We start from the raw sequence: 17321 nt of genomic DNA on the forward strand, positions 1-17321 counted from the left end.
GTTTGCATTGTGGTTCTCCCGCCGGTCTATCCGAACGTGAAGGAATAGGCGGCGACCCCCGGGGAAACGCTCACCGCCAAGGTGTCGGTGGCCGCGGTGTCGGCCGTGAAGATCTCGTACGCCCGCGGGGTTCCGGTCACCGGCACCGTGGTCGTCTTTCCCGCCACCGTCACGGTCACCGTGCCTTCGCCCGAGAGCACCATCTGCACATGTGAGGCCGTGAATGACAAGCGGATGCGCGCATCGTCACCCTCGGGAGTGATCGACTGCGAATCCAGCTTCCAGTCGCCGCCCAGGGCGAACGTGTTCTCGGGCTGCGCGTCGGGGAGCGTGAAGGAACCGCTTCCCTGGCGGTACGGCTCGGATCCGGCGAAGTTCACCTGCTTCGTGGCGCCGAGGTACGTCTCACGGGTGAGGGGCCCGCTGGGGGTCTCGTCCGGCGTGTCGGTGGGCGGCGGCAGCTGCACGCCGGGGTCGGCGTCCTTCAGCAGTTCGCGGATCAGCTTTTCGGTGCTGTCATAGTCGCCTTCCCCGAACGAGATGTTGCGCACGACGCCCTCGGCGTCGATGAGGTAGCTGGCCGGCCAGTACCGGTTGCGGTAGTTGGTCCAGGTGGACAGGTTGTTGTCGATGGCGACCGGGTAATGGATGCCGAGGCTCTTCGCCCCCGCTTTGACGTTGCGGGGTTCCTTCTCGAAGGCGTACTCGGGGGAGTGGATGCCGATCACCTGCAGCCCGACGTCCTTGTAGGTGTCGTACCAGGCGGCGACGTGCGGGATGGAGCGCTGGCAGTTGATGCAGGAGTAGGCCCAGAAGTCCACGAGCACGACCTTGCCGCGCTGCGAGGCGAGGTCGATGGGCTTGTTGCCTGGCGTGTTGAACCACTCCTGGATTCCGGTGATGCTGGGCGCGGTGCCGCACCGCTGCAGTTCGGTGGCGTGGTTGGTGCACTTGTCGAGGTCTTTGTTCTCGTCGTTCACCAGACCGCCGAGGGTGAGGGCGTCCTGCACCTCCGACGACTCTGCGATCTGGTTCTGCAGCCCGCTGGTGTAGTCGGGCACGAGGCGCTGGAGCAGCTGCGGCACGTCGAGGATGAGGCCAACGGACAGGGCGATCATGACGATGCCGCCCGTGATGCGGATGGCCTTCTGGCGCTTGCGGAAGCTCTTCACCCGCTCGGCGACCCTGCGCCCGGCGAGAGCGAAGACCAGCAGCGGCACCGCGGCGCCGATGGCGAACGAGAGAGTGAGCACGATGGTGCCGGCTCCCACCTGCCCGGTCGTCCCCGCGACGGTGATGGCGGCCAGCACCGGCCCCGCGCACGGAACATAGACGGCCCCCAGCGCGAGGCCGAGGGGGAAACCGCCACGGTCGGTGCCCACGGCCTTCTGCGGGATGCGGGAGAACGGCTTCTCGAGGAGGTGCTGGAAGCCGGGAACGATCAGCCCAACGCCGATGAGGATGAGCACGACGATGCCGGCCCAGCGAAGCACGTCCTGGGGCAGCCCGAGGAGGCTGAGGAGCACGGAGCCGACGAGCGTGACGAGGCTGAAGCTGGTGATGAGGCCGAGGATGACGAGGTAGGGCCGCCAGCGCGAGACGCCGGGAAGGCCGTCTTGCGAACGCGCGCCCTGCACGCCCCCCGAGAAGAAGATAACGGGGAGTACCGGCAGGATGCACGGCGAGATGCCCGTGATCAGGCCACCGATAAAGCCGATGAGAGCGAGCATTGATTGTCCTCCTGGGTCGGGAGTAGTTCGTCGCCGTCGCGGAATGGGATTGGTCGATGCCGGTTCCAATCCGTTTCCGGTGCCACTCCGAACCACCTCGTGAAAGCCACGAGGGAACACGGCAGATGCCGGCGGATCTCGTCGCACAGCCCCTAAGGAGAACCCCATGCGCATCACAACTCGCCACACCCTCACGGCGCTCACCATCGCCGCCGTCGCCTCCCTCGGCCTCGCCGGCTGTTCCTCCAGCAGCGACACCGCCTCGTCGGACACCGACACCTCCAGCAGCGCCCCGATGGAGAGCCCCTCGCAGAGCCCCATGGAAACGCCGTCGACGAATGCCGACCCGGCCGCCGACCTCGTCGGCCCCGGCTGCGCCGCCTACGCCGACGCCGTCCCCGAGGGCCCCGGATCGGTCATGGGCATGTCGGCCGACCCCGTCGCCGTCGCCGCCTCGAACAACCCGCTCCTTACCACGCTCGTGGCCGCCGTTTCCGGCAAGCTCAACCCCAAGGTGAACCTGGTCGACACGCTCAACGGCAGCGAGTTCACCGTCTTCGCCCCCGTCGACGACGCCTTCGCCAAGATCGACCCCGCCACGATCGACTCGCTCAAGACCCCGGAGGGCGCTGACACGCTCACCAAGATCCTGACCTACCACGTGGTTCCCGGCCAGATCTCGCCCGACGCCATCGCCGGCGAGCAGACCACCGTCGAAGGAGACACCGTGACGGTGACCGGCAGCGGTGACTCGCTCAAGGTCAACGACGCCAACGTCATCTGCGGCGGCGTTCACACCGCCAACGCCACCGTGTACCTCATCGACTCGGTGCTCATGCCCCCGATGTAGCCTCGGGTGCTCAAGAGGAGGGACGGTCGCTTCGGCGGCCGTCCCTTTTTGCTGTGCCGGCGCATCCGCCCGCCTAGCCGGTCGCAGCGCGCGCGCCGCGCCTGCTCCACGCGACGACGGGAATGAGCAGCAGCGCGAGGAGGCCGCCGCCGAGGGAGAGGACGGCGTAACTGCTGCCGGCCACCACCATGCCGGAGAGCGCTCCGCCGGTCGCCCCGGAGAGCGCGACCAGGACGTCGACGTTGCCCTGGGTCTTCGCCCGGGTCGCGGGCGACGTCGCGTCCACGATCATCGCCGTGCCGCTGATGAGGCCGAAGTTCCAGCCGAGGCCGAGCAGCACGAGGGCCACGATGAGCACCGGCATCGAATCCGGGGGCGCGAGGGCGGCGACGGTGCCCGCGAGCAACAGGGTGACGCCGGAGGCGATCGACATGGGAACGCGTCCGACCTTGTCGACGAGCGTCCCGGTCACGAGCGATGGCAGGTACATGGCGCCGATGTGCAAACCGATGACGAGCCCGACATCGGAGAGGCCGTGGCCGTGCGCGCGCATCTGCACCGGCGTCATCGTCATGATCGCCACCATCGCCAGCTGCGTCAGCACCATCACGCTCGCGCCCACGAGCACTCCTCGGTCGACGCGGTCCGGTGCCGGGGCGGAGACAGCCGGCGGCGCGGCAGCCCCCCACGCCTTGGCCACGAGGAATGGGTCAGGCCGCAGGAAGACGAAGAGAAGGATGCCGGCCACGAGGTACGCGGCCGACGCCAGGAGGAAGGGGCCCGCCAGGGCCGGGATGCCCCAGCCCACTGCAAGCTGCCCGGTGACCGGAACGAGGTTCGGGCCGGCCACAGCGCCGAGCGTCGTGGACACCAGGGCGACGCTGACCGCGGTGCCGCGCTGCCGCGGCTCGGCAAGGTCGGTGCCGGCGTACCGTGCCTGCAGGTTGGTGGAGATTCCCGCGCCGTACGCCAGGAGCGAGACGAAAAGCAGGGGAACGTTGCCGAGCACGGCGGCCAGGACGACACCGGCCGCACCGATCCCGCCCGCAAGGAACCCGGCGCTCAGGCCCGTGCGCCGGCCCCGGCGCTGTGACAGCCGGCCCACCAGCAGGGCGGATGCGGCGGCCCCGAGGGCGAACACTGCGGAGGGGAGCCCGGCGAACCTGTCTGTGCCCAGCATGTCCTCGGCCAGGAGCGCACCCACTGTCACACCCGCGGCCAGGCCCGCCCCGCCGAAGACCTGCGAAACCACGACGACACGCAGCGTGCGGCGATAGAGTCGCTGCCGCTCCGTGGGTTCGGCGGTCGTCTGAGTCACTGACGGGAGATCTGCTGCAGGGCCCAGGAGTTGCCGTCCGGGTCGCTGAAAAACGCGTAGTGCACGCCGCCACCCATGTCGTGGATGTCGGACACCTCGACTCCGTTGCCGACGAGAGTGCCGCGCACGCCTTCAAGGTCGTCGACCACGAGGTGGAGGTTGAGGACGGGGGCTGCGTCGGGGGCCGTGATCCCGACGCCGAAAGCGATCGAGCAGGCGGACCCGGGCGGCGTCAGCTGAACCACGCGCATGCCGTTGCCCGGCGCGACGTCATGATCCAGCTGGAAGCCGACCCGGTCGACGTAGAACTCCTTGCTTCGCTCGACGTCGCTCGACGGCAACGGAACCAGTTCGAGTCGCATGTCCATAACGCACTCCTTCGTCTGAATGGGGGCGGCAACATCGGCGACGTGAGCGAAAGATATCGTCACGGCCATTGTGAGGCCATAGCGCGGCGTTCACAACGGATGCGCTGCCGACCGCGCGGCGCAGACCCCATTCGCGCCGTGCGCCCGCGGCCCGCGCGTTCGAGGGCGAGCTATGCGCTAAGCGTGTCGCGAAGCCGGATCAGGCCGTCCCGGATGCGGGTCTTCGCCGTGCCGAGCGGCACCTGCAGCAGTTCGGAGACCTCGCTGTGCGTGTATCCGCCGAAGTAGGCGAGCTCGATGGCCTGGCGCTGGCAGGCGGAGAGCGAGCGGAGTGCGGCTCGCAGTCCCTGGGCGTTGAGGGAGGCCTGCGCTGCCGACGCCGTCTCATCGGTCAGGGTGCGGCGGCTCCGCTCGGCGTCGGCGGCGTCGCGGCGCCGCCATGCCTCACTGCTTCGCACGCGGTCCACTGCCTTGCGATGAGCCATGGTCATCACCCAGGCGAGCGCGGATCCGCGGTTCTGGTCGAACCGGCTGGACGTTCGCCAGATCTCGAGGAAGACCTCCTGGGTGACCTCCTCCGACTGGTGCACGTCGCGCAGCACCCGGAGGACCATGCCGTGGATGCGGGGCGCGACGTTGTCGTAGAGGTGTGCGAACGCTTGCTCGTCGCCGTGGCTTGACGCCTCCAGCTGGGATTCGAGACTCGCGCGCGCCGCGTCGGCTCCGCCGTCGATGCCGTCCACACTCGATTCCGTCGTGCCGCTTTCCGTTTCGAGTGTTTGGTTCTCGGAGGAGTGAGCGGCGCGAGGGGTCATTGTCGTCCTTGGAATGCAGCTGTTACGCGGAGCGGGTATTCGTCTTGAGCACAAGTATCTTTTGCACAAGCTACCTGAAGTCGTGACAGTATGTGGGATATGGCCGAAATTCGGACTCCGTCGCTCTCCGACCAGCTGTGTTTCGATCTCTACGCAGCCTCGCGAGCGATGACGAATGCCTACCGTCCGGTACTCACCGAACTGGGATTGACCTACCCCCAGTTCCTCGTGCTGGTCGTGTTGTGGGACGAGGGCACCCGCACGATGCGGGAGCTCGCCACCGTGTTGAAGTTGGACCACGGCACACTCACACCCCTGCTGCGCCGCATGGAGGCCAGGGGCCTCGTGACCCGCCGCCGTGCGAACCTCGATGAGCGTTTCGTGGAGATCGCCCTGACCCCGCACGGAGATGCGCTGCGCGTGCACGCGGAAAAGATCCAGTGCGACATGAAGGTCGCCCTCGGCCTGGACCCCGCGCAATTCGCAACGCTGCAAGCGACGCTGCGCGAGCTGACGGCGAGCGTCACCAAGGCGACCGCCGCCCGGCGGTGACCTTTGGGCGCCTGATCCCGGCCGCGGTGCGCCCGCTTCGGCGCATCCGTCGCGGGTTCACAACCTCTGACCCCGACCGCGCCCGGCTGCGACTGGCGACGACGACGATCGCGACCCTTGTCGTGGTTGCCCTGATTCTGTTCGCCCTGGCCACGGTCACGGCCCAGCCGATCACTGCCGTCGTTCCCGGGATCGTGGTGGCCATGATCGCGTCGCTGGCCGTTCGCGAGCCCGAAGCGGGCCGACGGGCCGTCAGCATCCTGCTGCTCATACCCTCCTCCGTCATCGCGATCACGCTGGGGGCCGTGGTCCATGCGGTGGCGCCGCTGGCCGATGTGGTCTTCGTCATCGTCGCCGTGGCCGCCGTGCTCCTGCGCGCCCTCGGGCCGCGCGGAACGGCCATCGGCATGGTCGCGTTCATGTCGTACTTCCTGTCGCTGTTCGTCAAGACGACCCCTGCCCAGCTGCCCGTGGTGGCCGCAGCAGTGATCGCCGCCGCACTCGTGACCATCGCGATGCGCCTGCTGCTTCGGCCGCGGCACGCCGACCGCGACCTTCACCGCATGGTGGCGGCGCTCGGGTTCCGGGCCGGTCGCGTGCTGGACGTCCTCGTGGAGGGCGTGCGCGCCGGTGAATTCGACGAGCGCCTGCGAGCCGACCTGCGGTCACGGGTGGCTGCGTCCGGTTCGACGGCGACGTCGGTCGAAGACGTCCTGGAGGCGGCTGAGGGCCGGGTGATCCAGGGGATCGGGAACGACGAACTCGGCGTGCGCGTCTTCGACTTCCAGCTGGCCATCGAGAACCTCGCGACGACGGCGGTGCACGGGGGCTTGCAGGCCGGCGCCGGTCCTCCCGAGCGGGAGCCGATGGCGTCGCGGCTGCGGGCGTTCGCCGATGTCCTGCGCGCGCCGATGCCGCTCGTTGGTTCGGTGTACTCGAGCGCGCCCGAATCACCCGGCGAGGAGGGCGCGGCGACCCTCGCGCGGGTGCTGGACGCCGGGTACGACAGCTGGCATCGCGTCGCATTCCCGGCTGCCGATGATGCACCCGAGCGCCCCCGCGCATCCGCTGAAAACCCGGACGGGCGGCCAGCGGGCGCCGACGACGACCGCCCCGCCCTGCGCGGGGCCTTCGCCGCGCTTCGCGCGACCACCCGTCCCCTCACCCACGGTCTCACCGGTGTGTTTGACCGCGGGGGCTCACGGCGCACCCTGCAGATCCTCGCCGCCTGAGAATACCACACGCGCGCCCTCATCCGCCTCTCGGACGCGGCCCTCGCGACTGCGTCGCTGCCACTCGGGACAAACCTCGAGCAGGTCGCCCGGCTCGTGCGGGACAACATCGACGCGCTCGCAGACAATCTCGGCGAGCGGATGTCCGACGTCGCCTTCCACGACATCGGCGAAGCGGTCAGCGCCCTCGAAGAACAGGCCGGGTCGCTGCGCTCACCGGATACGCTGACGGTGCTCGCCGCGGCACGGCACCTCCAGGCCATCGACCAGTCGATCCAGGCGCGTGCCCGGGAGCTTGGCGTCCGGCGACCAGGCGGCGCGGCGGAACCGCCACCCGGTCGCTGAGGTGTGGCGGGGGCCGGGTCCTCAGCGCTTGCTGTCCGCTTCGGGGCGCAGCCGGATGAGTCGCTGCGGGCCGTCCTCTTTCAGCTCTGCAAGGTCGCTGCGCGAGGAGAGGAAGTCGGTGAATGAGCGGAAGCCGAGCGGCTTCTCGTTGAAAGAGGGGTTCATCCGGCGCATCTGGTTCTTGATCGTGCCCGTGTTGAGCCACTCGTCGGCGTCGCCCTTGGCATGGCCGATCTGCAGCGCGCGCAGGAGGAGCTCCGTCGCCACCGTCTGCGGATCGATGTCGTCGGCCTCCGGCTCGTCGAGCTGCGCGTCTTCGGTGTGCGAGAACATGGGGACCGTCGCGAGCTTGCGCGCCGTCGGGGCTGCGTCGGCGACGGCGTCGGTTCCAGCGTCGGCGGCTTCCATGGCCTTCTTGCTCGCCCGCGGGCGCTCTGCGCTCGCCGCAGCGGCGGCGGACTTGTCGATGCCGGGCAGCGAGTCGTAGTCCTCGAACTCGTCGCACGCGGCCGCAAGCGAGGTGCTCGTCGAGCCCGCGACGCCGATGCCGACCACGAAGCGACCCAGCCGCTTCGACTTCTGGGCGAGGGCGATGTAGTCGGAGTCGCCGGCGACGATGATCACGTGGGTCAGGTCGGGCAGCTGGAAGAGGTCCTCCACCACGTCGACAGCCAGGCGGATGTCGGCCCCGTTCTTGGTTCCCCGGGTCGTGGTGGTGAACAGCTGGGTCAGGTCCACAGCTCGCGACATCAGCTGCCGCTGGTAACTCGCGTTGATGGGCACCGACCAGTCGGCGTAGGCGCGGTTGACGACGAGCGTGCCGAATGAGGCGGCGAAGTCGATGATGGCGTTGAAATCGACCGTGGCGGCGGCGAGCTTTGCGGCGATCGCGCGATCGGCATCCGGGTTCGCCTTGTCGAAATCGCGGATACCGTCGCGCTGGAAGGCGTTGCGCCCGTGCAGCTGCTGATAGCGCGAGATGACGATGTTGTCGAAGTCGATATACAGGCCGACGCGTGCGTCGTTCGGTTCAGTCATGGTCAGCTCCTCAGCCACAGGCGGATGACTCAGTCGCGATCCGGTGCCTCCAGTCTGATGCGAGCGGCGTGGCGAGGGCAACTCGGGCGCTCAACTCGCCGGTGGCGACATGAGAATCATCCTGACCAGCGTGTTCGTCGACGACCAGGAGAAGGCGCTCCGGTTCTACACGGAGGTTTTGGGCTTCGTGAAAAAGAACGACGTTCCGGTGGGGGAGGATCGGTGGCTGACGGTGGTGTCGCCGCAGGACCCGGACGGCACTGAGCTGCTCCTCGAACCCAGCGGGCACCGAGCGGTGAAGCCGTTCACGGAGGCGCTCGTCGCCGACGGCATTCCGTTCACCTCGTTCCGTGTCGACGATGTCGCTGCCGAGTACGAGCGGCTGCGTGGCCTGGGCGTGCGCTTCATGCAGGAGCCCGCCGCCATGGGGCCGGTGACCACGGCGGTGTTCGACGACACCTGCGGCAACCTGATCCAGATCGCCCACTGAGACCAGACCTAGCCCGGTCCGCGGCCGGTGGACCGGGCGTGGGGGCGTATGCCAAAGTCGTGTGCATGGCATCTCGAACGGCGAACTTCTGCATCGACGCGCATGACCCGCAGGCGCAGGTGGCGTGGTGGGCGAACGTTCTGGACGACTTCGAGCCCGGCGGTGACAGTACCGCCGACGAAGCCGAGTTGCGCGGGCCTGCGGGCCGCTGGATGATCTTCCTCAAAGTGCCGGAGCCGAAGACCGTCAAGAACCGGATGCACATCTGTCTCCGACCGGTGGACCGGAGCCGCGACCAGGAGGTTGACCGCCTCCTCGGCCTCGGCGCAACGATGGTGAACGACCTCCGCGATGGCGACACCGGGTGGGCCGTCCTGGCGGACCCGGAGGGCAACGAGTTCTGCGTACTCACGACGCAAGCGGATGCGGCGGGAATCGCGAAGCAATAGCGCGTCACCGTGCTGGCGGGGGAGACGAATCCGTCGATGCGCGGCAACCAGCTCCGCGCCGCATCCGCTCGCCGCGGCTGGCTGAGCTAACGTTGACCAGTGTTTCAGCCACGTCAACTCAGCCACGACGTTCTCCTCCGCGAGCTGCGCCTCAGCGATGCCTCGGCGCTCGCCGCTGCCTATGTGCGCAACCGCCACTACCTCTCCCCATGGGAACCAGTACGCCTGGAGGAGTTCTACACCGAGGCGTGGCAGGCAACGGATACCGCCAAGCGTCTTGGTGCGCGTGAGGCCGGCGAGGGATACCCCCTGGGCCTCTTCGCAGGAGACGACCTCGTCGGCCGATTCAACTTGGCCGGTATCGTGCGCGGCCCCTTCCAGAGCGCGGGGCTGGGCTACTGGGTGGACAACGCGTATGCGGGCCGTGGCCTGGCATCAGCAACCGTGCAGGCCATCGTCGAAACGGCCCGCGAGGAACTCGGACTGCACCGCATAGAAGCGAGCACCCTTCTTCACAATGTCGGTTCACAACGGGTGCTGTTGAAGGCAGGCTTCCAGCAGATCGGCATGGCGCCTCGGTATCTGAAGATCGCCGGAAAGTGGCAAGACCACAATCTCTACCAAGTCGTTCTGCACGATTAGGCATCATGCTCGGAGGCTGCCACCGGACGCGAGGCGACCGGTAATGTTCCGTTCGTCGGTATCATTCCGGCGGAGGGGGAAAGATGCTCAATAATCTCGCTGGTTGGCACGTCCTGATCATTCTCGGGGTGCTGGTTCTCATCACCGTCGTGGTGGCCGCAATCATCCTCGTTGTGATTCGGCTCGCGCGAAGGAACGCTCGACCTGTATCTTCCTCGCCCAATCCGGTGGACCAGATTCAGAAGCTGGCCCAGCTGCGTGACCAGGGACTACTGACCGAAACCGAGTACGAGGCGAAGCGAGTCGAACTTCTGGGCCGAATCTGACCCAGGAGCACCGTATGCGGCTAAGCCGCAGCGGCGCCATGGCTTCCGCTCAGGGCATGTGACATGTATCGTTTTTCGATAGTCAGGTACCGATTATCGATAGGAACGACATGCACAAGACAACCATCGCCTTACTGAAGGCCGTCATCGTCGTGATGATCGCACTACTCCTGGCCTGTCAGATCTTCACCGTTCCCGGCGTGGCGCGGCAGTCTGCCGAGAACTACGCAGGCCTGAGCTACCTCCAGGTGCCGGGCATCATCGTTGCCGTGCTCTTTCTGCTGTGCGTGCAGGTGGTGCTCGTGTGCGTCTGGCGGCTCTTGTCGATGGTGCGTACGTCCGTCATCTTCAGCGATGATGCGTTTGTCTGGGTCGACATCATCCTTGGCGCGATCGTCCTGGCGACCGTCCTCATCGCGGTGTCGATGGGAACCCTCGCATCGGCGAACGTCGCCTCCCCATCGGTGATGCTGCTCTGTGCGCTCGGCGTCGTCGTCGGCGCAGGACTTGCGCTGCTGATCGTGGTGATGCGCGGACTGCTGCGCAACGCGCTGCAACTGCAGCAGGACCTGTCGGAGGTGGTCTGATGCCCATCGTCATCAACCTCGACGTCGAACTGGCCAAGAAGAAGATGTCGGTCGCCGACTTCGCCGCCGCGATCGACATCACGCCGGTGAACGTCTCTGTGCTCAAGAACGGCCGGGCCAAAGCGGTCCGCTTCTCGACCCTCGACGCGATCTGCCGCGTACTTGAGTGCCAGCCGGGCGATATCCTCAGCTGGGTGCCGGGCGATCCGGGGCCCGATGCACCGGAACTGCACAACCCGGCGCAATCGAGCGATCCGGCGGAAGCCTCGTGAGCGCGCCTGCTCCGATGACGAACCAGTGGAGCGACATCGCCGTCGCACGCCTTCTGGACAGTACATCCTGCCCGGCCTGCGGAGTCGACGCCCTGCAGAACCGGCGCTGCCGCAACTGCGGCGTCGACCTCAGTGGGAGAATCGGCCGCGAACTCTGGAGCGCCTCCCGGAAGGCGGCCATCGCACTGCGCGCGCGGCAAGCGCTGCTTGAGCGTGTGCCGCGCGCGCCCGCACAGTTGTCGGGACCAGGTGCGGCCCAACCGTCACCAGCCGCTGCGGCTACGCCAACCACGGCCACCCCAGCCGCCGCCGATCCGCGCTCAAGCGCCACGGTGCAGTCGGTGCTGGCGGTCGCGGGTGCTGGGCTGTTCGCCATCGCGGCGATCGTCTTCACATTCTTCAATCCGGAGCTCAGCGATCGAGTGCTTCGTAGCGCAATCGTCGGCATTATCACCCTCCTGTTCCTGGGCGGCGCTTGGCTGCTCGCCCGGCGCCGGCTGCAGTTCTCGGCCGAGGTGGTCGGCGCACTCGGGATGGTGTTCGTCGCCCTCGACGTGTACGCGCTCTCCGAACTCACTCCGAACGGTCTTAGCCCGTGGGCGTTCACGGCGGTCGGAACGCTCGCCAGCGGCTCGGCCATGGTTGCACTGTCCGCTCTCGCGCGCATCCGAACCTGGCTCTGGATATCGCTGCTCGGCCTCGCCGTGGTGCCCGCGATGATCGGCTACGCGAGCGCCACCGTGATCTCGGCGGCCATCGGGCACCTCGGCACGGCCTTCGTCGCTCTCGCGCTCGTGCGACTTGCCCGCGCAACGGCGCGGAGATTCGACGGACGCCTCCGGGTGGAACAGGTGACCCTGACGGTGGTGCAGATCGCCGCCGTCGCAGTCGTGCTCGCGCAGGCAAGACTCATCGAGGCTGGCAGCCCCACGGCATACTGGCTCGGAATCTGCGCGATCCTTGCGGCTATCGCGGTGTTTGCCGGGCTCGCGAGCCGGTACCTCGCTCGCTCCTTCTGGAGCTTCATCGCCGGAGCCGCCGGCGTCGCCGCCTTTATCGCGCTGCCATTTGCCCTCGACCTGGGAGCGCATGGCGCCGAGCGCTGGTACCTCGCCGTCAGCGCTATCGCGGGCGCTGTGGGACTCGTCGTGCTCGCTGCGCTGGTCCCGATCCCGGCGACGATCACGCGGCATTGGTTCACGGGCGGCGCGCTCGGAATGGCTGTGGTCAGCGTCCTCGCGACGGTCCTCGTCGCGCTCCTGATAGGCGCCCTGAAGGTGCTCGGCTCCTTCAGCGGCTCCAATCCCGTTGCGTCCGTGATCGAGACCGACGGCGTGCTCGCGGTCGTGCTCGGCCTCATCGCAGGTGCCATCGGCTTTGGAGCGTTTTCCGTCATGACCCTGCACCGCGACATCGCGCAGGCGTACGGCGCGAAAGGGACCGCCGCGCTCGCCATTTGGCTGGCGGCGCTGGCGGGGCTCGCGTTCGTCTGCACCCCCAGCCTCCTGCCCTGGGCTCAAATCGTGATCGCGCTCGGGCTGGCGGTGGTCACGAGCGCTGCGCTCGTTCTCGTCCCTCGCATCCGAGCTGCCTCGCTTCGCGTGCGCCTGCCGCTGATCGCCGGGGCGCATGTGGCCGTGGTTCTCGCGGGCATCATCTCCTGGACCGACGATCGCCTCGCGGTATGGGCGGGCATCGCGGTGGTCGCGGCAATCATCGCGCTGGCGCGGCCAATGCCGGCAGCGACTCGCTTTCTGCACGTCGCTGTCGGCTACGCCTACGCCCTCGTGGTCGCGGCGACGGCGCTCGGACAGCTCGGCATCGGCACGGTCGCGCTCCTGTGCCTCACCACGTCGATCGGCCTGATCGGCGCGATCGTCGCCACCGCACTTCCGCAGGTGAGGCCCGCAGCCTGGTACTCGATCCTGGTCGTGACATCCGTGCCCTTCGTGATCGGCGTGATCCAGGTGGTCTTCGAGCGCAGTGGCTGGACCGCCCTCTCAACCGGCATCATGTGCCTGCTTGCGATGACACTCCTCGTCTCCCGCCGGCCCGGACTCGGCATCGTGCTGCGCGCAATCGCCGCCGGCCTTCTCGTCCCTTCCTTAGCAGTCGTGGTCGTATGCCTTGGCGCCCAGGTGCTCCTGGGCAGCGCCTCTCCTGTGACGCTGCCGGTCATCGCGGCCATCGTCGCCATTGTGCTCCCGAGCACGGGAGTGGTCCGCCCGGCCCTCGAACCACGCGGCATCGGCGAACGAGACGCCGCGGTCGCGCGGATCGCCATCGAGGGGTCAGCACTGCTCACTGGCGCGATCGCCATCGGGCTCGCGCTCATCCGGGTGGCGGCAGGCTTGCCGACGACGTTCCTCGTGCTCGTCATCCTCGCGCTCGGCGCAGCTGCGACGTCGTTCTGGGCGAAGCGGCGCTACGGATGGTGGATCGCGGCTGCCTGCCTCACGGGAGCCCTGTGGTGCGTGTGGGCTCTGGTCGGCATCGAACTGCTCGAGTCGTACCTCCTGCCGCCGAGCCTTGCGGCGGCGGTCATCGGCCTGATCCTCACCGCGCGCGGCGCACACGGCATGTCGCTGTTCACCAGCGGATGCCTCGGTGCCGTCGTGCCGTCCCTCGTGATGCTGGCAGTGACGGAGTCCCGGAGGACCCGTCGTGGCATCGTGGCGCGGTTACGGGCTGGTCGCCGCGTCGTGGGCGCTGTTCGGGCTCGGCCTGCTGCTGGACCGGGGCGCGTCGCTCCGCGCCGAGCGGCTGCGCACACTCTGCACACCGACCTTGGCGGTCGCAATTGTTGTGGGGGCGGCCGGGGCGATCCAGGGAGTGCGCTTCGGCGTCGGTGCCGACATGGTCGCCGTCGGGACGCTGCCTCTTGTGGCATTGTGCCTCGTGATCGGTCTGGCCGGCGCCGTGCCGGCTGCCGCTGCGGCGCGGGCCATCACTTCCCATGCCTCGGCACCTCACGCGGTGCGCATTCGAGGGTTGCGTGCCGGTCAGCTGTCTGCTCGCTGGCTGTATGCTCCCGCCGCTCTGTACGTCGGGCTGGCGACGTGGACGTCCATCGAGCGAGACTGGATCGCGATCTGGCTGATGTGGTCGCTCATGCTCGCCTACCTCACCGCCATGGTCCTTGTCGCAATGCGGCTGCGAAACGGGCGGACGAGCCTGCCGCCCGTCTGGTTCCTCTTCGCGCTCGCCTTCATCACTGCGATCGTGGCCTGGAGCCCGCGCCAACTGCGGGTCGAGTGGTTCTCGCTGCCGCTGGGCCTGTTCCTCCTCGCCGCTGGCGTCGCCGCCATGCGCGGACGGCAAGCGGGTACAGCTGGCACACCGCCGGGCACCTTCAACAGCTGGCCTACTCGTTGGCGCGGCTCGTGGCCGCTGCTTGCCCCCGGCTTCGGGGTGATGTTCCTGGCCTCGATCCTCGCGACCTTCACCGACCCGCAGACCTGGCGCGCCATCCTCGTGATCGGCGTCGCGCTTGTCGCCATTCTCGTCGGCTCAAGCTTGAAACTTTCGGCACCCTTCCTGATGGGCATCATCGTGCTGCCCATCGAGAACATCTTCGTGTTCGTGGTGCAGATCGGCCGCGGAATCGAGTCGGTGCCGTGGTGGATCACGCTGGCTGTCGTCGGCGCCGTGCTCCTCATCATTGCCGTCACCTATGAGCGTCGGGCGGGGGACGACAACAGCATCGCGGCGAGACTGCGCGACCTGGCGTGAATCGCATCGCTCTCCGTCTTATCGGTAAGAATGCGTGAGTCGAATTCCGAACGGGTGTGGTCCGGCCACGTACCAAGCGATCGATCCGAGCAGCGGAGCCAACACGATCACAATGACCCAGACGGCCTTTTCGGTCTCTGAGAGGGCGGTTGCTGCGAGGATGGTCGTGTGACAAGGAACCGCAAGCCACGCCGACCGGACGTCACAGCGGTCGAGCTCATCGGAGGCCCTGAGAAGCTCGAGATAAGACTCCACGACTACGACGACCGGTGGCCGGCCCAATACCGTGAGCACCGCGGGCGGATCCTCGACGTGCTCGCAACCGCGAACGTTGAGGTCGAGCACATCGGTTCCACCTCGGTTCCCGGTCTGGCAGCCAAACCGATCATCGACATCCTCGTCATGGTCGACGACATCACCGCGGAAGAGGACTACCTCGACGGGCTCCTCGCAGCCGGCTACGAGCTGCGAACCCGCGAACCGAGGCATCGTCTGGTGCGCACGCCGGCGCGCGACGTCCATGTGCACGTGTACGAGCGGGGTGATCCCGCGGTGGACGAGTACCTCCTGCTGCGCGATTATCTGCGCTCCGATGCGAAGGACCGCGCCCTCTATGAGAGAACCAAACGGACCCTGCTGAGCAGGGGGTGGGACGACATGAACGACTACGCCGACGCCAAGACCGAAGTCATCCTCGCGATCAAAGCACGAGCAAGGACGGCTCGCGGGCTCTGACCAGGACTTCGATCCCTTCGTGCCCGTTGTGAGTCAACGCACGGTTCTCGATGGTTGGGCTCTTTTCGTTCTGAGCCGCATGTAAATGCAACTCTTGCCAGGTCAAGCCCTTTTTGGCCTAGAGAGCGCGGGGACGGCTCAGATTTCATCGATATTTTCTCGTCTTTCTCTTCTAATGTTGGAGGGGTTGAGGTATACTTGAGGCGTGTTCACCAACGTAGGTTTGTTCTCGGAGAGGTTTCGGGTGCGATGACGCTCCTGGCCTCGGATCCGGACGTCGATCAGCCCGATGGGGTTGATCCGATCCGGGTTTTCGAGGAGATGACCCGGAAGCTGCAGGAGCTGGCGCCGGTGGGGACGGCCGGCGGGTTGAACGACGAGCAGGCGCTTCGCTTTGCCGGGGCGGTCGAGAAGCTGGGCCGGCTGGTGGACGCGCACCGCGTGGCGGTGGTGTCGGATATCAGCCACCGGTCCCGTCCGGAGCTTCTGGAGAAGAAGCTTTCCACGAGGAAGGGCTGCCGCAACGAGGTCGAACTGTTAGAGCGCGTCACCCTGGTGTCGGGGGCGACGGTGCGGCGGAGGCTCCGGCTCGGCAAGAACTTCCGGCGCGGGATGACCCTGACCGGGGAACCGATCCCGGCGGCGTTCCCGGCCATCGGCGCGGCGGTCGCGGCGGGGGCGCTGGGGTTGGATGGGGCGGATGCGATCATCACCGTGCTGACCCCGGCACTGCCGCGCGTGCACCCCGACGAGCTTGGCCTGGCGGAGGCGGCCCTCGTCGCCGCCGCGACCGGCACCAGCGGGGAAGACAGCGGGGAAGACAGCGGGGTGCCGGTGTCCGCGGACCTCTCCCGCGTCCAGGCGGGCCTCTGGCTGGCGCACCTCAACCCCGACGGGGCAGAGCCCCGCGAAGAGCAGGCCATGCAGAACCGGGGCCTGCGCTTCGGACGGGAACAGGGCGGGCTCATCCCGGTGACGGGAATGCTGATGCCTGAGACCGCCGCTGCCGCGAAACGCGTCATCGACGCGTATATGAGCCCGCGCACTGCCCCGGTCGCGTTCATCGACGAAGAACTCGCCGCACGGGGTGAAGACCGCGACCCGGGCGACACCCGCACGCCCGACCAGAAACGGCACGACATCTTCGCCGTCATCGTCGCCACCGCCGCGAAAGCCGCCGACACCCCCACCATCGCCGGAGACGCCCCGACCGTGTTGGTCAGCGTCCGCCAGGAAGACCTGGCAGCGAACCGGGGTGTGGGTCACATCGACGGGGTGGAGACACCGATCTCGATGGACGCGGTGCGGCAGATGATCTGCGCCGGCGGCCTCCAAAAAGTCGTCCTCAAGAAAAACGGCAAGATCGTGGAACTCGGCACGAAGGAACGCACCTTCAACCGGGCCCAACGCCGCGCCATCATGCTCCGCGACGGCGGCTGCATCATCCCGGGCTGTGACATCCCCGCCGCGTGGACCGAAATCCACCACGTCTGGCCCGACCGGGACGGCGGACCCACCCACACGAGCAACGGTGTCTGTTTGTGCTGGTTCCACCACCGCACCATCGAAACATCCGGGTGGGAAATCCGCATGATCGACGGATCCCCACAGATCAAAGCACCACCCTGGATCGACAGAACCAGCCGATGGCGACCCGCCACCAAATCACCCACCCGGCTGCTCGACCAACTCGAACAGACGCACAACCGCGACTAGTCCTACAGAGCCCTGCTCCTGCACGAGTTGAGCGCGCCATATCCGTTTGGCCATCGGCGCTGCAGCCCATCGCAAACGCTCTCATCCCTCGGCCAGGCCTGTCCACGTCGCCCGCACTTGCTAC

General features: G+C 67.5%; 21 protein-coding genes. 13 read left to right on the forward strand and 8 right to left on the reverse strand.

Features of this window, described 5'->3' with window-relative positions:
* Positions 1 to 26: 26 nt before the first annotated feature.
* Positions 27 to 1730: a cytochrome c biogenesis protein DipZ gene (locus EEJ31_RS06495; RefSeq protein ID WP_123045493.1), complete on the reverse strand. Its 1704-nt coding sequence runs from the start codon at positions 1728 to 1730 to the stop codon at positions 27 to 29.
* A gap of 166 nt (positions 1731 to 1896) precedes the next feature.
* Between EEJ31_RS06495 and EEJ31_RS06500 the strand changes: the two genes are divergently transcribed.
* Positions 1897 to 2580, forward strand: coding sequence for a fasciclin domain-containing protein (locus EEJ31_RS06500; RefSeq protein ID WP_123045494.1), 684 nt, complete (start codon positions 1897 to 1899; stop codon positions 2578 to 2580).
* Between the two features lie 73 nt (positions 2581 to 2653).
* Here EEJ31_RS06500 and EEJ31_RS06505 read toward each other — a convergent pair whose 3' ends face one another.
* From EEJ31_RS06505 to sigK, 3 genes are all read right to left on the reverse strand, one after another.
* Entirely contained in the window at positions 2654 to 3898 is a 1245-nt protein-coding gene (locus tag EEJ31_RS06505) for an MFS transporter (protein WP_199727290.1), read from the reverse strand.
* The gene (locus EEJ31_RS06510; protein ID WP_123045496.1) at positions 3895 to 4266 is read right to left on the reverse strand and encodes a VOC family protein; all 372 of its coding nucleotides are present in this window, start codon (positions 4264 to 4266) and stop codon (positions 3895 to 3897) included. The genes EEJ31_RS06505 and EEJ31_RS06510 overlap by 4 nt, the downstream gene beginning before the upstream one ends.
* 170 nt (positions 4267 to 4436) lie before the next feature.
* Complete coding sequence (sigK, locus tag EEJ31_RS06515; protein ID WP_123045497.1) at positions 4437 to 5081, reverse strand: ECF RNA polymerase sigma factor SigK; 645 nt, start codon at positions 5079 to 5081, stop codon at positions 4437 to 4439.
* A gap of 90 nt (positions 5082 to 5171) precedes the next feature.
* Here sigK and EEJ31_RS06520 point away from each other — a divergent pair, with 90 nt between their 5' ends.
* The 3 genes from EEJ31_RS06520 to EEJ31_RS06530 all read left to right on the forward strand — a co-directional run bounded on the left by EEJ31_RS06520 (position 5172) and on the right by EEJ31_RS06530 (position 7210).
* A complete protein-coding gene (locus EEJ31_RS06520) occupies positions 5172 to 5633 on the forward strand; it encodes a MarR family winged helix-turn-helix transcriptional regulator (protein WP_325049334.1) in 462 nt (153 codons plus the stop codon).
* Positions 5630 to 6865, forward strand: coding sequence for a hypothetical protein (locus EEJ31_RS06525; RefSeq protein WP_123045499.1), 1236 nt, complete (start codon positions 5630 to 5632; stop codon positions 6863 to 6865). The genes EEJ31_RS06520 and EEJ31_RS06525 overlap by 4 nt, the downstream gene beginning before the upstream one ends.
* 96 nt (positions 6866 to 6961) lie before the next feature.
* On the forward strand, positions 6962 to 7210 hold the full coding sequence (locus tag EEJ31_RS06530) for a hypothetical protein (protein WP_123045500.1): 249 nt from the start codon (positions 6962 to 6964) through the stop codon (positions 7208 to 7210).
* A 21-nt stretch (positions 7211 to 7231) separates the two neighbouring features.
* On the opposite strand, the gene EEJ31_RS06535 is transcribed toward EEJ31_RS06530, so the two are convergent.
* Positions 7232 to 8248 carry an NYN domain-containing protein gene (locus EEJ31_RS06535; protein ID WP_123045501.1) on the reverse strand — a complete coding sequence of 339 codons (1017 nt, stop codon included), beginning with the start codon at positions 8246 to 8248 and terminating at the stop codon, positions 7232 to 7234.
* A 109-nt stretch (positions 8249 to 8357) separates the two neighbouring features.
* On the opposite strand from EEJ31_RS06535, the gene EEJ31_RS06540 reads away from it, so the two are divergent.
* From EEJ31_RS06540 to EEJ31_RS06565, 6 genes are all read left to right on the forward strand, one after another.
* Positions 8358 to 8738, forward strand: coding sequence for a VOC family protein (locus EEJ31_RS06540; RefSeq protein ID WP_123045502.1), 381 nt, complete (start codon positions 8358 to 8360; stop codon positions 8736 to 8738).
* Positions 8739 to 8803: 65 nt separating this feature from the next.
* Positions 8804 to 9187 carry a VOC family protein gene (locus tag EEJ31_RS06545; protein WP_123045503.1) on the forward strand — a complete coding sequence of 128 codons (384 nt, stop codon included), beginning with the start codon at positions 8804 to 8806 and terminating at the stop codon, positions 9185 to 9187.
* A 99-nt stretch (positions 9188 to 9286) separates the two neighbouring features.
* A complete protein-coding gene (locus tag EEJ31_RS06550; RefSeq protein WP_123045504.1) occupies positions 9287 to 9829 on the forward strand; it encodes a GNAT family N-acetyltransferase in 543 nt (180 codons plus the stop codon).
* A gap of 83 nt (positions 9830 to 9912) precedes the next feature.
* On the forward strand, positions 9913 to 10155 hold the full coding sequence (locus EEJ31_RS06555; RefSeq protein WP_123045505.1) for an SHOCT domain-containing protein: 243 nt from the start codon (positions 9913 to 9915) through the stop codon (positions 10153 to 10155).
* A 110-nt stretch (positions 10156 to 10265) separates the two neighbouring features.
* Positions 10266 to 10742, forward strand: coding sequence for a DUF2975 domain-containing protein (locus EEJ31_RS06560; protein ID WP_123045506.1), 477 nt, complete (start codon positions 10266 to 10268; stop codon positions 10740 to 10742).
* Positions 10742 to 11014: a helix-turn-helix domain-containing protein gene (locus EEJ31_RS06565; RefSeq protein WP_123045507.1), complete on the forward strand. Its 273-nt coding sequence runs from the start codon at positions 10742 to 10744 to the stop codon at positions 11012 to 11014. Before EEJ31_RS06560 ends, EEJ31_RS06565 begins: the two co-directional genes overlap by 1 nt.
* Positions 11015 to 11334: 320 nt before the next feature.
* On the opposite strand, the gene EEJ31_RS13860 is transcribed toward EEJ31_RS06565, so the two are convergent.
* Together EEJ31_RS13860 and EEJ31_RS13865 are read right to left on the reverse strand one after the other, a co-directional pair.
* Positions 11335 to 12774 (reverse strand): putative sodium/potassium/calcium exchanger, encoded by a 1440-nt coding sequence (locus EEJ31_RS13860; RefSeq protein ID WP_158603914.1) that lies wholly within the window; start codon positions 12772 to 12774, stop codon positions 11335 to 11337.
* 17 nt (positions 12775 to 12791) lie between these two features.
* Positions 12792 to 13028 (reverse strand): hypothetical protein, encoded by a 237-nt coding sequence (locus EEJ31_RS13865; RefSeq protein WP_158603915.1) that lies wholly within the window; start codon positions 13026 to 13028, stop codon positions 12792 to 12794.
* Between the two features lie 650 nt (positions 13029 to 13678).
* Here EEJ31_RS13865 and EEJ31_RS13870 point away from each other — a divergent pair.
* Positions 13679 to 14746, forward strand: coding sequence for an SCO7613 C-terminal domain-containing membrane protein (locus EEJ31_RS13870; protein WP_123045511.1), 1068 nt, complete (start codon positions 13679 to 13681; stop codon positions 14744 to 14746).
* A gap of 18 nt (positions 14747 to 14764) precedes the next feature.
* Here EEJ31_RS13870 and EEJ31_RS14290 read toward each other — a convergent pair whose 3' ends face one another.
* Positions 14765 to 15001, reverse strand: coding sequence for a PLD nuclease N-terminal domain-containing protein (locus EEJ31_RS14290; protein WP_123045581.1), 237 nt, complete (start codon positions 14999 to 15001; stop codon positions 14765 to 14767).
* Between EEJ31_RS14290 and EEJ31_RS06595 the strand changes: the two genes are divergently transcribed.
* Entirely contained in the window at positions 14915 to 15481 is a 567-nt protein-coding gene (locus EEJ31_RS06595) for a GrpB family protein (RefSeq protein WP_123045512.1), read from the forward strand. The two genes, EEJ31_RS14290 and EEJ31_RS06595, sit on opposite strands and share 87 nt — an antisense overlap.
* A 249-nt stretch (positions 15482 to 15730) precedes the next feature.
* Positions 15731 to 17197, forward strand: coding sequence for an HNH endonuclease signature motif containing protein (locus tag EEJ31_RS06600; protein WP_123045513.1), 1467 nt, complete (start codon positions 15731 to 15733; stop codon positions 17195 to 17197).
* The last annotated feature ends 124 nt before the right edge of the window (positions 17198 to 17321 follow it).

Source organism: Cryobacterium tepidiphilum (assembly GCF_003716325.1).
Taxonomy (GTDB): domain Bacteria; phylum Actinomycetota; class Actinomycetes; order Actinomycetales; family Microbacteriaceae; genus Cryobacterium; species Cryobacterium tepidiphilum.

Coding starts and splice junctions, on each gene's coding strand:
- EEJ31_RS06495 (WP_123045493.1), bottom strand. CDS start 1,730: ATGCTCGCTCTCATCGGCTTTATCGGTGGCCTGATCACGGGCATCTCG.
- EEJ31_RS06500 (WP_123045494.1), top strand. CDS start 1,897: ATGCGCATCACAACTCGCCACACCCTCACGGCGCTCACCATCGCCGCC.
- EEJ31_RS06510 (WP_123045496.1), bottom strand. CDS start 4,266: ATGGACATGCGACTCGAACTGGTTCCGTTGCCGTCGAGCGACGTCGAG.
- sigK (WP_123045497.1), bottom strand. CDS start 5,081: ATGACCCCTCGCGCCGCTCACTCCTCCGAGAACCAAACACTCGAAACG.
- EEJ31_RS06520 (WP_325049334.1), top strand. CDS start 5,172: ATGTGGGATATGGCCGAAATTCGGACTCCGTCGCTCTCCGACCAGCTG.
- EEJ31_RS06535 (WP_123045501.1), bottom strand. CDS start 8,248: ATGACTGAACCGAACGACGCACGCGTCGGCCTGTATATCGACTTCGAC.
- EEJ31_RS06540 (WP_123045502.1), top strand. CDS start 8,358: ATGAGAATCATCCTGACCAGCGTGTTCGTCGACGACCAGGAGAAGGCG.
- EEJ31_RS06545 (WP_123045503.1), top strand. CDS start 8,804: ATGGCATCTCGAACGGCGAACTTCTGCATCGACGCGCATGACCCGCAG.
- EEJ31_RS06555 (WP_123045505.1), top strand. CDS start 9,913: ATGCTCAATAATCTCGCTGGTTGGCACGTCCTGATCATTCTCGGGGTG.
- EEJ31_RS06560 (WP_123045506.1), top strand. CDS start 10,266: ATGCACAAGACAACCATCGCCTTACTGAAGGCCGTCATCGTCGTGATG.
- EEJ31_RS06565 (WP_123045507.1), top strand. CDS start 10,742: ATGCCCATCGTCATCAACCTCGACGTCGAACTGGCCAAGAAGAAGATG.
- EEJ31_RS13865 (WP_158603915.1), bottom strand. CDS start 13,028: ATGATGCCGGTTGAGAGGGCGGTCCAGCCACTGCGCTCGAAGACCACC.
- EEJ31_RS06600 (WP_123045513.1), top strand. CDS start 15,731: ATGACGCTCCTGGCCTCGGATCCGGACGTCGATCAGCCCGATGGGGTT.